General features: G+C 66.5%; 18 protein-coding genes and 1 other RNA gene. 18 read left to right on the forward strand and 1 reads right to left on the reverse strand.

Features of this window, described 5'->3' with window-relative positions:
- The first annotated feature begins 118 nt into the window (after positions 1 to 118).
- From smc to N3C64_RS10965, 6 genes are all read left to right on the forward strand, one after another.
- A complete protein-coding gene (smc, locus tag N3C64_RS10940; protein ID WP_260014384.1) occupies positions 119 to 3,577 on the forward strand; it encodes a chromosome segregation protein SMC in 3,459 nt (1,152 codons plus the stop codon).
- An 87-nt stretch (positions 3,578 to 3,664) separates the two neighbouring features.
- Positions 3,665 to 4,177 (forward strand): hypothetical protein, encoded by a 513-nt coding sequence (locus N3C64_RS10945; RefSeq protein WP_218630536.1) that lies wholly within the window; start codon positions 3,665 to 3,667, stop codon positions 4,175 to 4,177.
- 53 nt (positions 4,178 to 4,230) lie between these two features.
- A complete protein-coding gene (locus N3C64_RS10950; RefSeq protein WP_260014387.1) occupies positions 4,231 to 4,689 on the forward strand; it encodes a RidA family protein in 459 nt (152 codons plus the stop codon).
- A complete protein-coding gene (locus N3C64_RS10955) occupies positions 4,686 to 5,447 on the forward strand; it encodes a glycerophosphodiester phosphodiesterase family protein (protein ID WP_260014389.1) in 762 nt (253 codons plus the stop codon). The genes N3C64_RS10950 and N3C64_RS10955 overlap by 4 nt, the downstream gene beginning before the upstream one ends.
- 41 nt (positions 5,448 to 5,488) lie before the next feature.
- Positions 5,489 to 6,649 carry a GNAT family N-acetyltransferase gene (locus N3C64_RS10960; RefSeq protein ID WP_260014391.1) on the forward strand — a complete coding sequence of 387 codons (1,161 nt, stop codon included), beginning with the start codon at positions 5,489 to 5,491 and terminating at the stop codon, positions 6,647 to 6,649.
- A gap of 54 nt (positions 6,650 to 6,703) precedes the next feature.
- Entirely contained in the window at positions 6,704 to 7,063 is a 360-nt protein-coding gene (locus N3C64_RS10965) for a 4a-hydroxytetrahydrobiopterin dehydratase (RefSeq protein ID WP_260014393.1), read from the forward strand.
- A gap of 64 nt (positions 7,064 to 7,127) precedes the next feature.
- Here N3C64_RS10965 and N3C64_RS10970 read toward each other — a convergent pair whose 3' ends face one another.
- On the reverse strand, positions 7,128 to 7,616 hold the full coding sequence (locus N3C64_RS10970; RefSeq protein WP_218630541.1) for a peroxiredoxin: 489 nt from the start codon (positions 7,614 to 7,616) through the stop codon (positions 7,128 to 7,130).
- A gap of 76 nt (positions 7,617 to 7,692) precedes the next feature.
- Between N3C64_RS10970 and N3C64_RS10975 the strand changes: the two genes are divergently transcribed.
- The 12 genes from N3C64_RS10975 (at position 7,693) to N3C64_RS11030 (ending at position 16,679) form a co-directional block, all read left to right on the forward strand.
- Positions 7,693 to 8,889, forward strand: a complete 1,197-nt coding sequence (locus tag N3C64_RS10975; RefSeq protein ID WP_260014395.1) for an NAD(P)/FAD-dependent oxidoreductase — start codon at positions 7,693 to 7,695, stop codon at positions 8,887 to 8,889.
- Complete coding sequence (gene rsmD, locus N3C64_RS10980) at positions 8,886 to 9,449, forward strand: 16S rRNA (guanine(966)-N(2))-methyltransferase RsmD (RefSeq protein ID WP_260014397.1); 564 nt, start codon at positions 8,886 to 8,888, stop codon at positions 9,447 to 9,449. Before N3C64_RS10975 ends, rsmD begins: the two co-directional genes overlap by 4 nt.
- The gene (locus N3C64_RS10985) at positions 9,446 to 10,093 is read left to right on the forward strand and encodes an HAD family hydrolase (RefSeq protein WP_260014398.1); all 648 of its coding nucleotides are present in this window, start codon (positions 9,446 to 9,448) and stop codon (positions 10,091 to 10,093) included. The genes rsmD and N3C64_RS10985 overlap by 4 nt, the downstream gene beginning before the upstream one ends.
- A gap of 203 nt (positions 10,094 to 10,296) precedes the next feature.
- Positions 10,297 to 10,395, forward strand: an RNA gene (gene ffs / locus N3C64_RS10990) — signal recognition particle sRNA small type.
- A gap of 67 nt (positions 10,396 to 10,462) precedes the next feature.
- Entirely contained in the window at positions 10,463 to 12,232 is a 1,770-nt protein-coding gene (locus tag N3C64_RS10995) for a DNA polymerase III subunit gamma/tau (protein ID WP_260014400.1), read from the forward strand.
- A gap of 10 nt (positions 12,233 to 12,242) precedes the next feature.
- Complete coding sequence (locus N3C64_RS11000; RefSeq protein WP_260014402.1) at positions 12,243 to 12,587, forward strand: YbaB/EbfC family nucleoid-associated protein; 345 nt, start codon at positions 12,243 to 12,245, stop codon at positions 12,585 to 12,587.
- A 1-nt stretch (position 12,588) separates the two neighbouring features.
- Positions 12,589 to 13,188, forward strand: coding sequence for a recombination mediator RecR (gene recR / locus N3C64_RS11005; RefSeq protein ID WP_260014404.1), 600 nt, complete (start codon positions 12,589 to 12,591; stop codon positions 13,186 to 13,188).
- Positions 13,188 to 13,547 (forward strand): TfoX/Sxy family protein, encoded by a 360-nt coding sequence (locus tag N3C64_RS11010; RefSeq protein WP_260014405.1) that lies wholly within the window; start codon positions 13,188 to 13,190, stop codon positions 13,545 to 13,547. The genes recR and N3C64_RS11010 overlap by 1 nt, the downstream gene beginning before the upstream one ends.
- Before the next feature lie 55 nt (positions 13,548 to 13,602).
- Complete coding sequence (gene fzlA, locus N3C64_RS11015; RefSeq protein ID WP_218630549.1) at positions 13,603 to 14,268, forward strand: FtsZ-binding protein FzlA; 666 nt, start codon at positions 13,603 to 13,605, stop codon at positions 14,266 to 14,268.
- A gap of 64 nt (positions 14,269 to 14,332) precedes the next feature.
- Complete coding sequence (queG, locus tag N3C64_RS11020; protein ID WP_260014406.1) at positions 14,333 to 15,373, forward strand: tRNA epoxyqueuosine(34) reductase QueG; 1,041 nt, start codon at positions 14,333 to 14,335, stop codon at positions 15,371 to 15,373.
- A 72-nt stretch (positions 15,374 to 15,445) separates the two neighbouring features.
- The gene (locus tag N3C64_RS11025; protein ID WP_260014407.1) at positions 15,446 to 16,405 is read left to right on the forward strand and encodes a DMT family transporter; all 960 of its coding nucleotides are present in this window, start codon (positions 15,446 to 15,448) and stop codon (positions 16,403 to 16,405) included.
- A gap of 82 nt (positions 16,406 to 16,487) precedes the next feature.
- Positions 16,488 to 16,679, forward strand: coding sequence for a hypothetical protein (locus N3C64_RS11030; RefSeq protein WP_218630552.1), 192 nt, complete (start codon positions 16,488 to 16,490; stop codon positions 16,677 to 16,679).
- Positions 16,680 to 16,720 lie beyond the last annotated feature (41 nt).

Consider the following 16,720-nt stretch of genomic DNA (forward strand, 5'->3'; position numbering starts at 1 on the left):
TCCGCGCATATCTTGTGGATAAGCCGCGCGAAACCGCCAGATCATGGGGCACGGCGTTGACTCAGAGGGCCGTGCGCCCGACACTCGGCACTGTTTCAGGATTCGGAAAGGCCCCGGCTTGCGTTTCACCCGCCTCAGACTGAATGGCTTCAAAAGCTTCGTGGACCCCACGGATCTGGTGATCCATGACGGGCTGACCGGGGTCGTGGGGCCGAACGGCTGCGGCAAGTCGAACCTGCTTGAGGCGCTACGGTGGGTGATGGGCGAAAACCGCCCCTCGGCCATGCGCGGCGGCGGGATGGAGGACGTGATCTTTGCCGGTGCCGCCACCCGTGGCGCGCGGCACTTCGCCGAGGTCTCGCTACAGATCGACAATACCGAGCGCCTCGCCCCCTCGGGCTTCAACGAGGCCGACACGCTGGAAATCGTGCGCCGGATCACGCGCGACGCGGGCTCGGCCTATAAGGTCAACACCAAGGATGTGCGCGCGCGCGACGTGCAGATGCTGTTCGCCGATGCCTCGACCGGCGCGCATTCGCCCGCGCTGGTGCGGCAGGGCCAGATCGCCGAGCTGATCAACGCCAAGCCCAAGGCGCGCCGCCGCATCCTTGAGGAAGCAGCCGGGATCTCGGGCCTCTACCAGCGCCGCCATGAGGCCGAGTTGAAGCTGAACGGGGCCGAGCAGAACCTGCTGCGCGTCGATGACGTGATCGAGCAATTGGGCCAGCAGCTTGCGCAGCTTGCCCGTCAGGCGCGTCAGGCCGCGCGCTACCGCGAGATCGGCGACGATCTGCGCAAGGCCGAGGGCGCGCTGCTCTATCGTCGCTGGCGCGAGGCCGAGGCCGCGCGGGGTGAGGCCGAGGGCCTTTGGCGCGAACGGATGCAGGGTGCGGCGCAGGCCGAACTCGCCGCCCGTGCCAGTGCCAAGGACCGCGCCACCCGTGAAGACGCCCTGCCCCCCCTGCGCGAAGAAGAGGCGATTGCGGGTGCGATCCTCCAGCGCCTAGTCGTGCAGCGCGACCAGCTGACGGATCAGGAAACGCAGGCCGCGCAGCGCATCGAGACGCTGAAATCGCGCATCCTGCAACTTGACCGCGATATGGAGCGCGAGGCGGGCCTGAACCGCGATGCGGGCGAGACGATCGAACGGCTCGACTGGGAAATGGGGCAGCTGCTCAAGGCCGCCGAGGGACATGAGGACAAGCTGTCGGCCGCCGCCGATGCCGCGTCGGAAGCGTCCTCGGTCCTGCAAGACCGCGAGGCCACGCTGAGCGAGTTGACCGAAGATGTCGCCCGTTTGGCCGCGCGCCACCAGTCGGCGCAGCGTCTTGTCGCCGACAGCCGCACCACCGCCGAGAAGTCGGAAGCCGAAGCCGCGCGTGCCAGTGAGGCCGCCGAAGCCGCGCAAGAGGCGCTCGATCATGCGGGCGAGGCTTTCGAGGCGGCGCAATCCGCTCAGGAAGAGGCCGTCGAGGCCGCCGAGATCGCCGAAGAGGCGCTGGCCGCCGCCGAAGAGGTCCGCGCCGAAGTGCAATCGCGCGAAAGCGCCGCCCGCGCCATGCGCTCGGAGGCCGAGGGCGAGGCTGGCGCGTTGCGCGCCGAGGTTGCCGCACTTGCCCGCCTGGTCGAGCGCGAGGCCGCGACCGGCAAGCAGTTGCTTGACCGTGTGCGGGTGGACAAGGGCTATGAGGCCGCGCTTGGCGCCGCGCTCGCCGACGATCTGCGCGCCCCCGAGGTGGACGCCGGCGCGAAATCCGGCTGGGGTCTGCTGCCCGACTATGACGCCGCGCAGGGCCTGCCGGCTGGGGTCGAACCGCTCTCGCCCCATGTCGATGTACCCGCGGTTCTGGGCCGCCGCATCTCGCAGATCGGGCTTGTGGCCGACCGCGACGAGGGCACGCGGCTACAGGCGCAGTTGAAACCCGGCCAGCGGCTGGTGTCGATGGCGGGCGATCTGTGGCGGTGGGACGGCTTCCGCGCCGGGGCCGAAGATGCGCCGACGGCCGCCGCCCTGCGTCTGCAACAGCTCAACCGCCTAGTCGAACTCAAGCGCGACCTCGAAGAGGTCGCCGCCCGCGCCGAGGGCGCGCGGCAGGCGCATGAGATGCTGACCCGGCAACTGGCCGATGCCTCGGCCGCGGATGCCCGCGCCCGCGAGGCCCGCCGTGCCGCTGACCAGCGCCTGGCCGAGGCGGGCCGCGCGCTGAGCCGGGCCGAGGCCGAACGCTCGATCTCGGCGGGCAAGGTGGAAAGCGCGCGCCTTGCCGTGAAGCGCCACGAGGAAGCTGCCAGCGCTGCGCGCATGGCGCTGGCCGAGGCCGAGGGACAACTGGCCGCCCTGCCCGATCTCGATGCCGCTCGCTCCGAGGTGGATGCGATCAAGATGACGGTCGAGGCCGCGCGCGTGACCATGCTCACCCGCCGCTCGGCCCATGATGAGATCCGCCGCGAGGGCGAGGCCCGCCTGCGCCGCCGTCAGGAGGTGACCAAGGAAATCTCGGGCTGGAAGCACCGCCTTGAGACCGCCGAGAAACGCTCGGCCGAACTGGCGCTGCGCCGCGAAGAGACCGAGGCCGAGTTGGAAGACGCGGCCGCCATGCCCGAAGAGCTTGCCGCCAAGCGCGAGGAGCTGAACGAGGCCATCGCCACCGCCGAGGCGCGCAAGGCCGCGGCGACTGACCGGCTTTCTGCCGCCGAGGGCGCGCTGCGCGAGGCCCAGATTGCCGAGCGCGAGGCCGAGCGTCTGGCCGGCGAGGCCCGCGAGGCCCGCGCCCGCGCCGAGGCCCGCGTCGATGCCGCGCGTGAAACCGTCGCCTATGCCGCCGAGCGGATCATGGAAGAGACCGAGCAAACGCCCGAGGCGCTGCTTGAAACGCTTGGCTCCGACCCCGACAAAATGCCCGACTCCGAGACGCTCGAGGTCGAGGTCGCCCGCCTCAAGCGCCAACGAGAGGCGCTTGGCGCGGTCAACCTGCGCGCCGAGGAAGACGCCCGCGAGGTGCAGACCGAGTACGACACGTTGGTCAAGGAAAAGTCCGATCTCGAAGAGGCCATCCGCAAGCTGCGCGCGGGTATCGCGGGCCTTAACCGCGAGGGGCGCGAGCGCCTGCTGACCGCCTTCGAGCAGGTCAACGAAAGCTTCCGCACGCTCTTCACCCACCTCTTCGGTGGCGGTACGGCGAACCTGCAACTGGTGGAATCCGACGACCCGCTGGAAGCGGGACTTGAGATCATGTGCCAGCCGCCGGGTAAGAAACTCTCGACCCTCTCGCTTCTGTCGGGGGGCGAGCAGACGCTGACCGCGATGGCGCTGATCTTCGCGGTGTTCCTGGCCAACCCGGCGCCGATCTGCGTGCTCGACGAGGTGGACGCACCGCTTGACGACGCCAACGTCACCCGATTCTGCGACCTGCTGGATGAAATGACGCGCCGCACCGACACGCGTTTCCTGATCATCACCCACCACGCAGTGACCATGAGCCGGATGGATCGCCTGTTCGGTGTGACCATGCAGGAACAGGGCGTCAGCCAGCTCGTCTCGGTCGATCTCAAGCGCGCCGAGCAGCTTGTAGCCTGACGGGAACCGAAATTACCCCGATCTCGCCCAGATCGCGCCCAGATTGGTGAACAAAGTGTAAGGAGCCCGATAGAAAGGACTCCGGCCATGAAGTTCCTGTCCAAGACCTCCGAAATGATGCACGCCTCCAGCGCCCGCCTGACGGGTCTGCATGGGATCGGGGTTTTCGCGGCGGGGTTCGTGCTGATGCCGATGGCGATCATGCGCGGCGACAACATCTTCTTGCTGGCGGCGGTGCTGTTTGGCTCGCTGATCCCGAGCATGGGGCTGGCATTGCGGCACCGGGTACCCGACTGGCTCTATCATCCGGTGGGCATCAAGCAGGCGCTGATGGCGCATATCCTGCTGACCGTGGCCCTGCTGATCGAAATCGGCGCCTCGGCTGCCGTCATCCTGCTGCTGCCGGTCGAGTCCCTGACCGAAGCGCAGGGCCTGATGATCTTCGCCGTCATCCCGCTGACCATCTATTGGGAAATGAGCTTCCTTGCCCTCATGCTGACCCCGATCACCAAGGCCTTCCGCGTCGCCTCCGCGAAACTCTCGCAGGTTCTGGCCGGACCGGCGATCCCGCAAACCATTGCGGTGCATAACGGCTCTTGAGCGTCCACGCGCCTGCGCCTAACCTCCGTGCAACACCAGCACGGAGGTTTTTCATGTCCCGCATCGACGCCCGCCTGAGCGAACTCGGCATCACCCTGCCCGGCGCGCCCGCGCCCGCGGCCAATTACGTGCCCTTCGTGCGCAGCGGAAACCAGCTGTTTATCTCGGGCCAGATCTCGAACGGCCCCGAGGGGCTGATCAAGGGCCGCCTTGGCGCCGATATGGATGTGAGCGAGGGCGCGCTGGCTGCACGGTTCTGTGGGCTGGCGCTGATCGCGCAGGCCAAGGCCGCGCTTGGCGATCTCGACCGGATCAAGCGTGTGGTCAAGCTGGTGGGTTTCGTGAACTCGACCCCTGACTTCATCGACCAGCCCAAGGTGATCAACGGCTGCTCCGACCTGATGGTCGAGGTCTTCGGTGAGGCAGGACGCCATGCGCGTTCGGCGGTCTCGGCGGCCTCTCTGCCGCTTGGCGTCGCCATCGAGATCGAGGGGATCTTCGAGGTCGAATGATGCTGCCCGAGGCGTTTCTGCGCGCCCCGATCGCGCATCGCGCGTTGCATGACCGTGCAGCGGGCCGCCCCGAAAACAGCCGCGCTGCCGTGCGCGCGGCGGTTGCGGCGGGGTACGGGATCGAGATCGACATCCAGCCCTCGGCCGACGGGGTGCCGATGGTGTTTCACGACTACGACCTACGCCGTCTGACCGGCGTGCCGGGCCGCGTGCGGGCCTTTACCGCGCGCGAACTTGGCGCCACCAGCCTGCTTGATGCCGAGGATGGCATTCCTACATTGGCCGAGGTGCTCAAGATCGTCGGCGGCGCCGTTCCGCTGCTGATCGAACTCAAGGACCAGGACGGCGCAATGGGGACCGATGTTGGCCCGATGGAGCGCGCCGTCGCCGAGGCCCTTCGCGACTATCAGGGACCGGTTGCGGTGATGTCCTTCAATCCGCATTCGGTGGCAGCCTTCCACGCGGCGGCGCCCGGGGTTCCGGTCGGCCTGACGACCTCGGCCTATCGCGCCGAGGGCTGGCCGCTGCTGCCCGCCGCAGTACGTGCGCGGCTGGCGCTCATCCCCGATTATGACGCCGTGGGGGCCTGCTTCATCTCGCACGAGGCGGCCGATCTGGGCTCCGCGCGCGTGACCGAACTGAGATCGCAGGGGGCGGCAATCCTGTGCTGGACGATCCGATCCACCGATGCCGAGGCCCGTGCGCGCAAGGTCGCCCAGAATGTCACGTTCGAGGGATATGCAGCGTCGCTCCCTTGACGTGACGCCACGTCATGCCACCTTTGGCAAAAGGAAAAGGCATGAGCGAAGCAGTTGAAATCACGCTTTTATCCGGGGTTCGCGAACTCCCGGCGGCGGTCTGGGACGCTTGCGCCTGTCCCGAGGCCGAGGACGGGCGCGCCCGCGACCCGTTCACCACCCACCGTTTCCTGAGCGCACTTGAGACCTCCGGCTCGGTCGGGCCGGGAACCGGGTGGGAGCCGCGCCCGATGATCGCCTCGAAAGGCAGTGAGATCATCGCCGTGGCGCCGCTTTACCTCAAGTCGCACAGCCAGGGCGAATATGTCTTTGACCATTCCTGGGCCGATGCCTTCGAGCGGGCCGGCGGGCGCTACTATCCCAAGCTGCTATGCGCGGTGCCTTTCACACCTGTCACCGGGCGGCGGCTGCTGACCCGACCGGGGCATGAGGCCGAGGGGCGCGCGGCGCTGCTGGCGGGAATGGCGCAGATCACCGCCAATGCCGGGATCTCCTCGGCCCATGTCACCTTCTGCACCGCAGATGAGGCTGCCCTCGGCACCGGCGCCGACTACCTCTATCGGCTTGGCCAGCAGTTTCACTGGTTCAACCGCGGCTATGGTTCATTCGACGATTTCCTGGAGGATCTGTCCTCGCGCAAGCGCAAGGCCATCCGCAAGGAGCGCGCGCGGGCGCAGGCTTTCGGCGGCACGATCCGCGCGCTGACCGGCGAGGCGATCGAGCCCGCGCACTGGCAGGCGATGTGGGAATTCTATCAAGACACCGGCAGCCGCAAGTGGGGTCTCCCCTACCTGACGCGGGCGTTCTTCGATCTGCTGCACGAGATGCGCGACGATGTGCTTTTGGTGATCGCCGAGCGCGATGGCCAGCCCGTCGCCGGGGCGCTGAACCTGATCGGGCGCGAGGCACTTTTCGGCCGTTACTGGGGCTGCGTCGAAGACCATGCCTTTCTGCACTTCGAGCTTTGCTACCATCAGGCGGTGGACTGGGCCATCGCGCAGGGGCTGGCGCGGGTTGAAGCGGGGGCCCAGGGCGCACACAAACTGGCGCGCGGATACCTTCCCGTGCCGACCCATTCGCTGCACTGGATCGGGCACCCGGGCCTGCGCCACGCCGTCGCGGATTATCTTGAGGCCGAGCGCGCGGCCGTTCAGGAAGATATCGCCGCACTCACCGATCTTGGTCCGTTTCGCGGCGGCTAAGAAATGCTTGGCCGACCGCGGCGGCGCGCTATGTGGATAAAAAAGGAGGATACCATGGCGAAGGTTGAACTTCTTTCCCTCGATGAGCGGCAGGCTCTGCTGCCACCTTTGGAAGAGACCGGCTGGCGCGCCGACCCGGAGGCGGACGCGATCCGCAAGGTCTGGAAATTCCGCAGTTTCTCACAGGCTTGGGGGTTCATGTCCCGCGCGGCGCTGATCTCCGAGAAGATGAACCACCACCCGGACTGGCGCAACGTGTTCAATGTCGTGGATGTCACGCTCAGCACGCATAGCTGCGGCGGGATGAGCATTCTCGATGTGGAACTGGCCCGCGCGCTGGATGCGCTGCCGTCCGAGGCGGTGATCGAGCAGGACCATTCGCAGCCCATCGCCTGTCTTTGCGGTCAGGCCTGATTGCGCCTGCCTGCGCAGGCGCCCGGGGGCGGCGCGCTGCGCGCGCCGCCCCCGCCTGCCCTTGTCAGAACGACTCGAGCATCGTCTCGCCCGAAGAGGTTTCGCACACGCCGCCGTTCTCCTCCTTGTTGAGTACCTTGACGACACCGTCCTCGACCAGCATCGCGTAGCGCGACGAGCGGTTGATCAGGCCGATCGGCGGGGCGGTGAAATCCATCCCGATCGCCTTGGTGAAGGCACATTCCGAATCGCCCAGCATGGTGATGCCCGCCGCCGTCGCGCCGGTGAACTCACCCCAGGCCTTGAGCACGAAGGGATCGTTGACCGCGAGGCAGATGATCTCATCCACACCCTTGGCCATCAGCTTGTCCTTGGTGCGGATGAACGAGGGGACATGGGCGGTCGTGCAAGGCCCGGTGTAGGCCCCCGGCAGACCGAACAGCACCACGCGCCGACCCGCGAGCTTGGCGCCCAGATCGACGGCTTCCGGCCCGTTCTCTCCCATTTTCAGCAGCGTGGCGCCGGGAAGCTTGTCCCCTACCGTAATACCCATGTGTTTCTCCCTTCGCGTTGCACAGGTTTGCCCGGAGGATATAGGGTCGGCGCGGAAAGTGACCAGAGGTGATGGTATGGCAGGCATCGTGATTGTGGGGGGCGGGCAGGCGGCGGCCTCGATGGCGGCAAAGCTACGCACGCTTGGCTATGCGTGGGAGGTGACGATCATCGGCGACGAACCGGTGCCCCCCTACCAGCGCCCGCCGCTCTCGAAGGCCTATCTGCTCGGCGATATGCCGCTGGAGCGGCTGACCCTGCGCGCTGACGACTGGTGGGCTGCCAACAACATCCGCCTGATGACCGGCACGCGCGTGACCGCGATCGACCGCGCCGCGCGGCAGGTGCGGATGGGCAGCGAGGTGCTTGGCTATGACCAGCTTGCGCTCTGCACCGGCGCCACGCCGCGCTGGCTGCCGGAGGGCATCGGCGGCCGCCTTCCCGGCGTTCATGTCGTGCGCACCTTGGCCGATGTCGATGCTATGGCGCCCGAGTTTGTCGCGGGGCGGCGCCTTGTGGTGATCGGCGGGGGCTATATCGGGCTTGAGGCCGCCGCCGTCGCCCGCAAGCTTGGGCTGACCGTCACCGTGATCGAGGCCGCTCCGCGCATCCTTGGGCGCGTGGCCTGCGCTGAGACAGCCGACGCGATCCGCGCGCTACATACCTCCCATGGAGTTGAGATCATCGAGGGCACCGGCCTCACGCGCCTGACCGGAGCCGACCGCGTGACCGGTGCAGAGCTGGCCGATGGCCGGGTGATCGAGGCCGATTTCGCCATCGTCGGGATTGGCGTCACCCCGGCCAGCGCCCTCGCCGAGGCAGCAGGTCTGGAGGTCGAGAACGGGATCAAGGTGGATGCCCACTGCCGCACCTCGGACCCGGCGATCTGGGCGGCGGGCGATTGCGCCTCGTTCCTCTCCGCAGATGGGCGCATCCGGTTGGAATCGGTGGGTAATGCCATCGACATGGCCGAGACCGTGGCCGAGAACATGCTGGGGGCGAGCCGCGCCTATGCTCCGAAAGCGTGGTTCTGGTCGGACCAATTCGACGCCAAGCTGCAAATCGCCGGCCTCAACGCGGGGTACGATCAGGTCGTGACCAGAGGCGGTGATGGCCAAAGCTTCTGGTACTTCCGCGCAGGGCGATTGATCGCGGTCGACGCGCTGAACGACGCCCGCGCCTACATGATCGGTAAACGTCTGATCGAGGGGGGCAAGCAGGTCTCACCGGACGAGGTTGCCTCTACGACCGACCTGAAGGCGTTGATGAAATGAGGATCATCGGAGGCGAGAAACGCGGCCTGAAACTGGCCGAGGTGGGCGAAGGCGACGCGCGTGCACATCTGCGTCCGACGACGGATCGCGTGCGCGAGTCGATCTTCAACCTGCTCATCAACGGCACCCACGGCAACCCGGTGCCCGGTGCGCGCGTGCTGGACATTTTCGCCGGCACCGGCGCACTCGGGCTCGAAGCACTCTCGCGCGGCGCGGCGCGGGTGGCTTTCGTCGATGACGGCGCGGCATCGCGCGCGCTCTTGCGCCGCAATATCGAGTTGATGCGGGCCATGGGCATGACCGATGTGTGGCGACGCGATGCGACGAACATGGGGCCCTGCCGGGGCGCGGGCTACGATCTGATCTTCCTCGACCCGCCCTATGGCAAGGGGTTGGGGGAGAAAGCCCTGGCTTCCTGCCTCGAGAACGGCTGGATCGCGCCTGGCGCGATGATCGTCTGGGAAGAAAGCCTGCCCCCCGCGGTGCCTGCGCCGCTCGAACAGATCGACCAGCGCAAGTATGGCGACACGCTCGTTACCCTAGCCCGGATGCCCGCATGAAACCATCGGCCGTTCTCTTTGATTGCGACGGCGTCCTTGTCGACAGCGAACCCGCGACCTTTGCACTGATCCAGGAGGATTTCGCCACCTACGGCCTCAAGCTCAGTATCGCGGAACTGGAGCAGATGTTCATCGGCGGCACCATCGAAGGGGTCGCCCGTCAGGGCCGCGCTCTGGGTGCCCATCTGCCCACCGATTGGGTGGAAAGCTATTATGAGAGGCTCTACGCGCGCCTGCGCTCGGGGATAGAGCTTATGCCGGGGATACGGGATCTCCTCGATAGGCTCGACGCGAAGGGCATTCCCTACGCAGTCGGCTCAAACGGCCGGATGGCCAAGATGGAGGCGACCCTCGGGCAACACTCCGATATCAGGGCGCGGCTCGCGGGGCGGCTATTTTCGGGACAGGATCTGGGCTGTCCGAAGCCCGCGCCCGACCTCTACCTGATTGCGGCACGCAGCCTTGGCGCCGATCCATCGCGCTGCGCCGTTATCGAAGACAGCCCGACGGGCGCCCGGGCTGCCCGTGCCGCGGGCATGCGTTGCCTTGGGTACGCGCCTCATGGACCCAATCCAAGACTGGCCGCCGAAGGAGCAGAAATCTTCGCGTCGATGCACGAAGTTCCTTCGCTCCTTGGGATCTGACGCTACAGCTGGGGGCTTCGCGCCCCCGGACCCCCGCGAGGTATTTTCGCCAAGAAGAACGCGGCATTTCTCCTTGTTGAAATACCTCGGGGGTGAGGCGTGAAGCGCCGAGGGGGCAGCGCCCCCTTCCCTTCCCAACCGAGAATGTACCGCGTAACGGTGGAAGGCTTGCGAATCCGGAGACATACCCCTATATCGACCCGCGAGAGGTTGGCGCGGGCGAGCGCCTCGCCAACCCGGTCAGGTCCGGAAGGAAGCAGCCGCAACGAGCCCCGCTTGGGTCGATGTCCAGCCTCTCACCCTCTCTCCACATCGGTTTGACTTGGCCCGCCCCGCGGATAGACTGCGGCGCGACGAGAGGAGACGCGCATGTCCGACACGCCCGAGACCGGCTATCAGGTTCTGGCCCGCAAGTATCGACCGGCGACCTTTGCCGACCTGATCGGGCAAGAGGCGATGGTGCGCACGCTCAAGAACGCTTTCGCCGCCGACCGGATCGCCCATGCTTTCGTGATGACCGGCGTTCGCGGGGTGGGCAAGACCACCACGGCGCGGATCATCGCAAAGGGCCTCAACTGCGTTGGCCTCGATGGCAAGGGCGGCGCCACGACCGACCCCTGCCTGCAGTGCGAGCATTGCAAGGCCATCGCCGAAGGGCGCCATGTCGATGTGATGGAGATGGACGCGGCCTCGCGCACCGGCGTGGGCGACATCCGCGAGATCATCGAGAGCGTGCATTACCGGGCGGCCTCGGCGCGCTACAAGGTCTACATCATCGACGAGGTGCACATGCTCTCGACCAGTGCCTTCAACGCGCTACTCAAGACGCTTGAGGAACCGCCCGCCCACGTCAAATTCATCTTCGCCACGACCGAGATCCGCAAGGTTCCGGTCACGGTGCTTTCACGCTGCCAGCGTTTCGACCTCAAACGGATCGAGCCCGAGGTGATGATGGCCCATCTGGCCCGTGTGGCCGAGAAGGAAGGCGCGCGGCTTGCGCCCGACGCAATGGCGCTGATCACCCGCGCCGCCGAAGGCTCGGTGCGCGATGCGATGTCGCTGATGGATCAGGCGATTGCCCATGGCGCGGGCGAAACCACGGCCGAGCAGGTGCGCGCAATGCTGGGGCTGGCGGACCGGGCGCGGGTGCTCGATCTCTTCGACATGATCCTCAAGGGCGACGCGGCGGGTGCGCTGACCGAGATCGGCTCACAGTATTCCGACGGGGCCGACCCGATGGCGGTGCTGCGCGATCTGGCCGAGATCACGCATTGGGTCTCGGTCATCAAGATCACGCCCGAGGCGGCTGACGATCCGACCGTTCCGCCCGAGGAGCGCACGCGCGGTCAGGCGCTGGCCGCCGCGATCCCGATGCGGGTGCTGAGCCGCTTCTGGCAGATGCTGCTCAAGGCCATCGAAGAGGTCGCCAATGCGCCCAATGCGATGATGGCCGCCGAGATGGCGATCATTCGACTGACCCATGTCGCTGACCTGCCGGACCCTGAGACGCTGATGCGCAAGATCCAGTCCGGGCCGGGCGGCGCGAGCGGGCGCGGATCGGCGCCGGGCGGCGGGCCGGGGAATGGGCCGACCGCACAGGCAGAGCCAATGGCCGGGGCAACCATGCGCGGGATCTATGGCACGCCTGTTGCGCGGGCGGGCAACGCGGCCGTGGCGCGGGCCGCGCAGACCGAAACCGCGCTGGCGCGCTTTGCCCGCTTCGAGGACGTGGTCGAACTGATCAGCCGGATGCGCGACGTCAAGCTGCTGCTCGATGTCGAGAAATGCGTGCGCCTTGTGCGTTACGCACCCGGCCGGATCGAGTTCCAGCCGACCGAGGACGCGCCGCGCGATCTGGCGGCAACGCTCTCGCAGCGGCTTGCGGGCTGGACCGGGGCGCGGTGGGGTGTTTCGATCGTGTCCGAGGGCGGCGCGGAAACCATCGCCGAGATCCGCAACGCCGACCGCCGTGCCGCCGAGGCCGAGGCGCGCTCGAACCCGGTGATTGCGGCTATTTTCGAGGCCTTCCCGAAGGCCGCCTTCGACGATATCACCACCGCCGCACAGATCGCTCTTGAGCAGCAGGCCGAAGCCCTGCCCGAGGTCGAAGACGAATGGGATCCTTTCGAGGACAATTAAGGAGAACACGATGTTCAAGGGCTTGGGCCAACTGGGCGACATGGCCAAGATGATGAAGGCCGCCAAGGATATGCAGGAGCGCATGGCGGCGCTTCAGGAAGAGCTGAGCACGATCATCGTCGTGGGCGAATCCGGTGCGGGGCTGGTGCAGGCAAGCGCCACGGCCAAGGGAGAGCTGACCGGGCTGTCGATTGACCCCTCGATCCTCGTGGCCTCGGAAAAGGAAGTGGTCGAGGATCTGATCCTGGCCGCGATCAAGGAAGCGCAGCACAAGGCCAAACTGCGCGAGATCGAAGAGCAGAAGAAGCTGCTTCAGGAACTCGGCCTGCCTGCCGACATGCCGCTGCCAACCTGAGATGAGCGGCGCGCGCGACGAGATCGAGGAGCTGATCGCGCTGATGGCGCGACTGCCGGGGCTTGGGCCCCGCTCGGCCCGGCGCGCGGTGCTGCATCTGATCCGCAAGCGCGCCGGGTTGATGGCGCCGCTTGCACAGATGATGGCCCATGTGGCCGAGACCGCCCGCGAATGCGCATGTTGCGGTAATATCGCGGTCGGGGCTATCTGCGACATCTGCGAGAACCCGGCCCGCGCCACCGGCGAGATCTGCGTGGTCGAGGATGTCGCCGATCTCTGGGCGATGGAGCGTGGCGGCGCCTTCAAGGGGCGCTACCATGTTCTCGGCGGCACGCTGAGCGCGCTGGATGCGGTCGGCCCCGAAGAACTCGGCATCCCGAAACTGATCGAGCGCGTCGGCGCCGAGGGCGTGCGCGAGGTGATCCTGGCCCTCAATGCCACGGTCGAGGGGCAGACCACCGCGCATTACATCGCCGAGGCACTCGAGGGCCGCGATCTGCGGATCACGAGCCTCGCACAGGGCGTGCCGATCGGCGGCGAGCTTGATTACCTCGACGACGGCACGATTCAGGCCGCGCTTCGCGCCCGGCGCAGTTTCTGATGGCGACATCCCCCGAAACCGCGGCATTTCTGCTGGAGCAGTTGGGGGATCGGGTCCGGCTGCGGCGCATGTTCGGCGAATATGCCGTCTATGCGGGCGGCAAGACAGTCGCGCTGCTCTGTGACGATGCGCTTTTCGTGCGGCAAATCCCCGAGGCCAGCGCCTATCTTGGCGATCCTGTCGCGAGTTTTCCCTATCCCGGCGCAAAGCCCTGGTGGCGGGTTGAGGCGGACCAGTGGGAGGATGCCAACTGGCTGAAGGGCCTGATCGCGGTCATGGAGGCAGCACTGCCCGAGCCTGCGCCGAAGAAACGGCGGAAATCCGGGCAAGAGGCGCGCGGAGCGGGCGGCAAGGATTGAACGCCCCGCGCCCGCCCGCTATCAGGGTAGAAACCCGTTTCACCCGAGTATCCTCATGAACCGACTTTATCACGTCGCGCTCTCGCCCTTTTGCCGCAAGGTCCGGCTGACGCTGGCCGAGAAGAAGATCGAGGTCGAGCTGGTCGAGGAGCGCTACTGGGAACAGCATCCCGATTTCCTGCGCCGCAATCCGGCGGGCAAAGTTCCGGTCTTGCGTATCGACAGCCGGGTGATGAGCGAAAGCCAGGCGATTTGCGAATACCTGGAAGAGACCGTTCCGCAGCCGCCCCTGATGCCGCGCGACGCCGAGGCGCGCTATGAAGTGCGCCGCCTCTGCGCCTGGTTCGACGACAAGTTCAACGAGGAAGTCACCCGCAAGGTGATGGGCGAGCGGGTCTGGAAAAAGATCATGAAGAAGGGTTATCCCGACAGCAAGACCGTCAAGGAAGGGCTTGGCGCGATCAAGTATCACCTCGATTACATGGGGTGGCTCTTGGATCAGCGGCGCTGGCTGGCGGGGGACAACATGACGCTGGCGGATTTCGCGGCGGCCGCGCATCTGAGCTGTCTGGACTATATCTCGGACGTGGACTGGAACCGCTCGGAAACCGTCAAGGACTGGTATGCCAAGATCAAGTCGCGCCCGGCCTTCCGGTCCTTGCTGGCCGATCAATTGCCGGGAATGCCGCCCTCGCCGCAATATGCCGAGCTGGATTTCTGAGCGCGACCGGGGGCGCTGCCCCCGGACCCCCGGGATATTTTCGCCACATTGAAGGGAAAGACCCGTGACGGATCTGAAAGCCGCGCTGAGTAGGAAAGCCCTTGAGGAAGGGTTTTCGAAGCTGCGCGTGACTCGTCCCGATGCGGTTCCCGAAATCGCGGGGCGGCTGGAGGCTTTCGTTGACGCCGGGATGCACGGGCAGATGGGCTGGATGGCCGAGCGCATGGGCTGGCGCGGCGACCCGGCGGCGCTTTGGCCCGAGGCGCGTTCCGTAGTGATGCTGGCCGAGGTCTATACGCCCGACGAGGATCCGATGGCGGCGGTCGCGCACCGGGACCATGGGGCGATCAGCGTTTATGCGCGGGGCAAGGATTACCACGATCTGGTCAAGAAGCGGCTGAAGCGCGTCGGGCGCTGGCTGCTTGAGGAAGCGACACGGCATGGAATTCAGGGCGAGATCAAGGTTTTCGTCGATACCGCGCCGGTGATGGAAAAGCCGCTTGGGCAGGCCTCGGGGCTTGGGTGGCAGGGCAAGCACACGAACCTGCTGGCGCGCGATCTGGGCAGTTGGTTCTTTCTGGGGGCGATTTTCACGACGCTGGAGCTGGCGCCCGATGAACCCGAGGTCAGCCATTGCGGGAATTGCCGTGCCTGCCTCGACGCCTGCCCGACTGGGGCCTTTCCGGCGCCCTACCGCCTGGATGCACGGCGCTGCATTTCCTACCTGACAATCGAGCACAAGGGACCCGTCGATCCCGAGTTGCGTCCGCATCTGGGCAACCGGATCTACGGCTGCGACGATTGTCTGGCCGCCTGCCCCTGGAACAAGTTTGCCGCCCAAGCGCGCGAGATCGGCTATGAGAACCGGATCGGCGCGCCGACACTCGCCGAACTGGTCGTGCTGGACGATGCCGCCTTCCGTGCGCGATTCGCAGGCTCGCCCATCAAGCGGATCGGGCGCGACCGGATGGTGCGCAACGTGCTTTATGCGATCGGCAACTCGGCGAACGAAGCGCTGCGGCCGCTGGCGCTGGCGCTGCGGGACGACCCCGATGAGGCGGTGGCGGATGCCGCGCGTTGGGCAGCCGAGCGACTGGCACCCTGATCCGGCGCGCAGAATTGTAAGGGATACAGCCTTTCCGCTTTTCTTCGCGAACATCCGGGCTACCGTCGCTGCATGAAACCGAGCACCCCGATACCGGCGGCTTCAAGCCTGCAGAACTCGCCCCTGACCGGCATCCTGTTCAAGCTGGTCTCGGTGCTGGTGTTCATTGTCATGTCGGCGCTGATCAAGGCCACCGGAGGCGCCATCCCGGCGGGTGAGACGGTGTTCTTCCGTTCGGCCTTCGCGATTCCGGTGATCCTAGGCTGGCTGGCCTGGCGGCGCGAGCTGGGTCAGGGGCTGCGTGTCACCAACCCGATGGGTCATGTCTGGCGCGGGGTTGTCGGCACCTCGGCGATGGGCTTCGGCTTTGCCGGTCTGGTGCTGCTGCCGCTGCCCGAGGTCACCGCGATCGGCTATGCGAGCCCGCTGCTTGTCGTGATCTTCGCCGCGATGTTCCTGGGAGAGGAGGTGCGCGCCTTCCGCCTGTCCGCCGTTGCGCTTGGGCTGGCGGGCGTGCTGATCGTGCTCTCGCCCCGGCTTGGCGCGGTGGGCGAGTCTGGCCACCGCGAGGCACTTGGCGCGATGCTGGTGCTGATGGGGGCATTATGTGCCGCGCTGGCGCAGGTCTTCATCCGCAAGCTTGTCGCGACCGAGCGGACCTCGGCCATCGTCTTCTGGTTCTCGATCACCTCGACCCTGCTGTCGCTGATCACCATTCCCTTCGGCTGGGTCATGCCGACGCCCACCGAGGCCGCGCTGCTGGTCGCAACGGGTCTGCTGGGTGGCGTGGGGCAGATTCTGCTCACCTCCAGCTACCGCTACGCGGATGCCTCGATCGTGGCGCCCTTCGACTATGCCTCGATGATCTTCGCTCTGCTGATCGGCTATTTCGTCTTCGACGAGGTGCCGACTCTGGTGATGTTGGCAGGTGCCACGCTGATCATCCTGGCGGGCGTGATGATCATCTGGCGCGAGCGGCAACTGGGCCTGAAGCGCGCGGCGCAGCGAAAGGTAATGACCCCACAGGGCTAGGTCCGGATGCGGCAGCCGGTCCGGTCGCAGAATCGGCTGAGTTGTGCTAGGGTTCCTCACTGAGCAAGCTGAGGAGGCCAAGATGACCCGTCATATTACCGACCACGCTGCCCCGAAGGCCGAAGGCACCCGGACCGAGCAATTCGTGGATATCGAACGCAAGAAAGGTATCCATCCCGCGGTGGCAGAGCTGAACCAGCGGGCGGCAGATCGCAGCCCGCGCAAGGTTCAGGAGTTCCTGCGCATCGACCGCGAGCAGAAGGACGCAGTCTGAGCCCGTTCCGAGCTTCGCGAGACCGAAAATGCAAAAGGCGC

Source organism: Sedimentimonas flavescens (genome assembly GCF_025154035.1).
GTDB classification, from domain to species: Bacteria; Pseudomonadota; Alphaproteobacteria; order Rhodobacterales; family Rhodobacteraceae; genus Rhodobacter; species Rhodobacter flavescens.

Coding starts and splice junctions, on each gene's coding strand:
- N3C64_RS10960 (WP_260014391.1), top strand. CDS start 5,489: ATGAGCGAAGCAGTTGAAATCACGCTTTTATCCGGGGTTCGCGAACTC.
- recR (WP_260014404.1), top strand. CDS start 12,589: ATGAGCGGCGCGCGCGACGAGATCGAGGAGCTGATCGCGCTGATGGCG.
- N3C64_RS11000 (WP_260014402.1), top strand. CDS start 12,243: ATGTTCAAGGGCTTGGGCCAACTGGGCGACATGGCCAAGATGATGAAG.
- N3C64_RS11025 (WP_260014407.1), top strand. CDS start 15,446: ATGAAACCGAGCACCCCGATACCGGCGGCTTCAAGCCTGCAGAACTCG.
- N3C64_RS10995 (WP_260014400.1), top strand. CDS start 10,463: ATGTCCGACACGCCCGAGACCGGCTATCAGGTTCTGGCCCGCAAGTAT.
- N3C64_RS10955 (WP_260014389.1), top strand. CDS start 4,686: ATGATGCTGCCCGAGGCGTTTCTGCGCGCCCCGATCGCGCATCGCGCG.
- N3C64_RS11030 (WP_218630552.1), top strand. CDS start 16,488: ATGACCCGTCATATTACCGACCACGCTGCCCCGAAGGCCGAAGGCACC.
- N3C64_RS10945 (WP_218630536.1), top strand. CDS start 3,665: ATGAAGTTCCTGTCCAAGACCTCCGAAATGATGCACGCCTCCAGCGCC.
- rsmD (WP_260014397.1), top strand. CDS start 8,886: ATGAGGATCATCGGAGGCGAGAAACGCGGCCTGAAACTGGCCGAGGTG.
- N3C64_RS10950 (WP_260014387.1), top strand. CDS start 4,231: ATGTCCCGCATCGACGCCCGCCTGAGCGAACTCGGCATCACCCTGCCC.
- N3C64_RS10965 (WP_260014393.1), top strand. CDS start 6,704: ATGGCGAAGGTTGAACTTCTTTCCCTCGATGAGCGGCAGGCTCTGCTG.
- fzlA (WP_218630549.1), top strand. CDS start 13,603: ATGAACCGACTTTATCACGTCGCGCTCTCGCCCTTTTGCCGCAAGGTC.
- N3C64_RS11010 (WP_260014405.1), top strand. CDS start 13,188: ATGGCGACATCCCCCGAAACCGCGGCATTTCTGCTGGAGCAGTTGGGG.
- N3C64_RS10985 (WP_260014398.1), top strand. CDS start 9,446: ATGAAACCATCGGCCGTTCTCTTTGATTGCGACGGCGTCCTTGTCGAC.
- N3C64_RS10970 (WP_218630541.1), bottom strand. CDS start 7,616: ATGGGTATTACGGTAGGGGACAAGCTTCCCGGCGCCACGCTGCTGAAA.
- N3C64_RS10975 (WP_260014395.1), top strand. CDS start 7,693: ATGGCAGGCATCGTGATTGTGGGGGGCGGGCAGGCGGCGGCCTCGATG.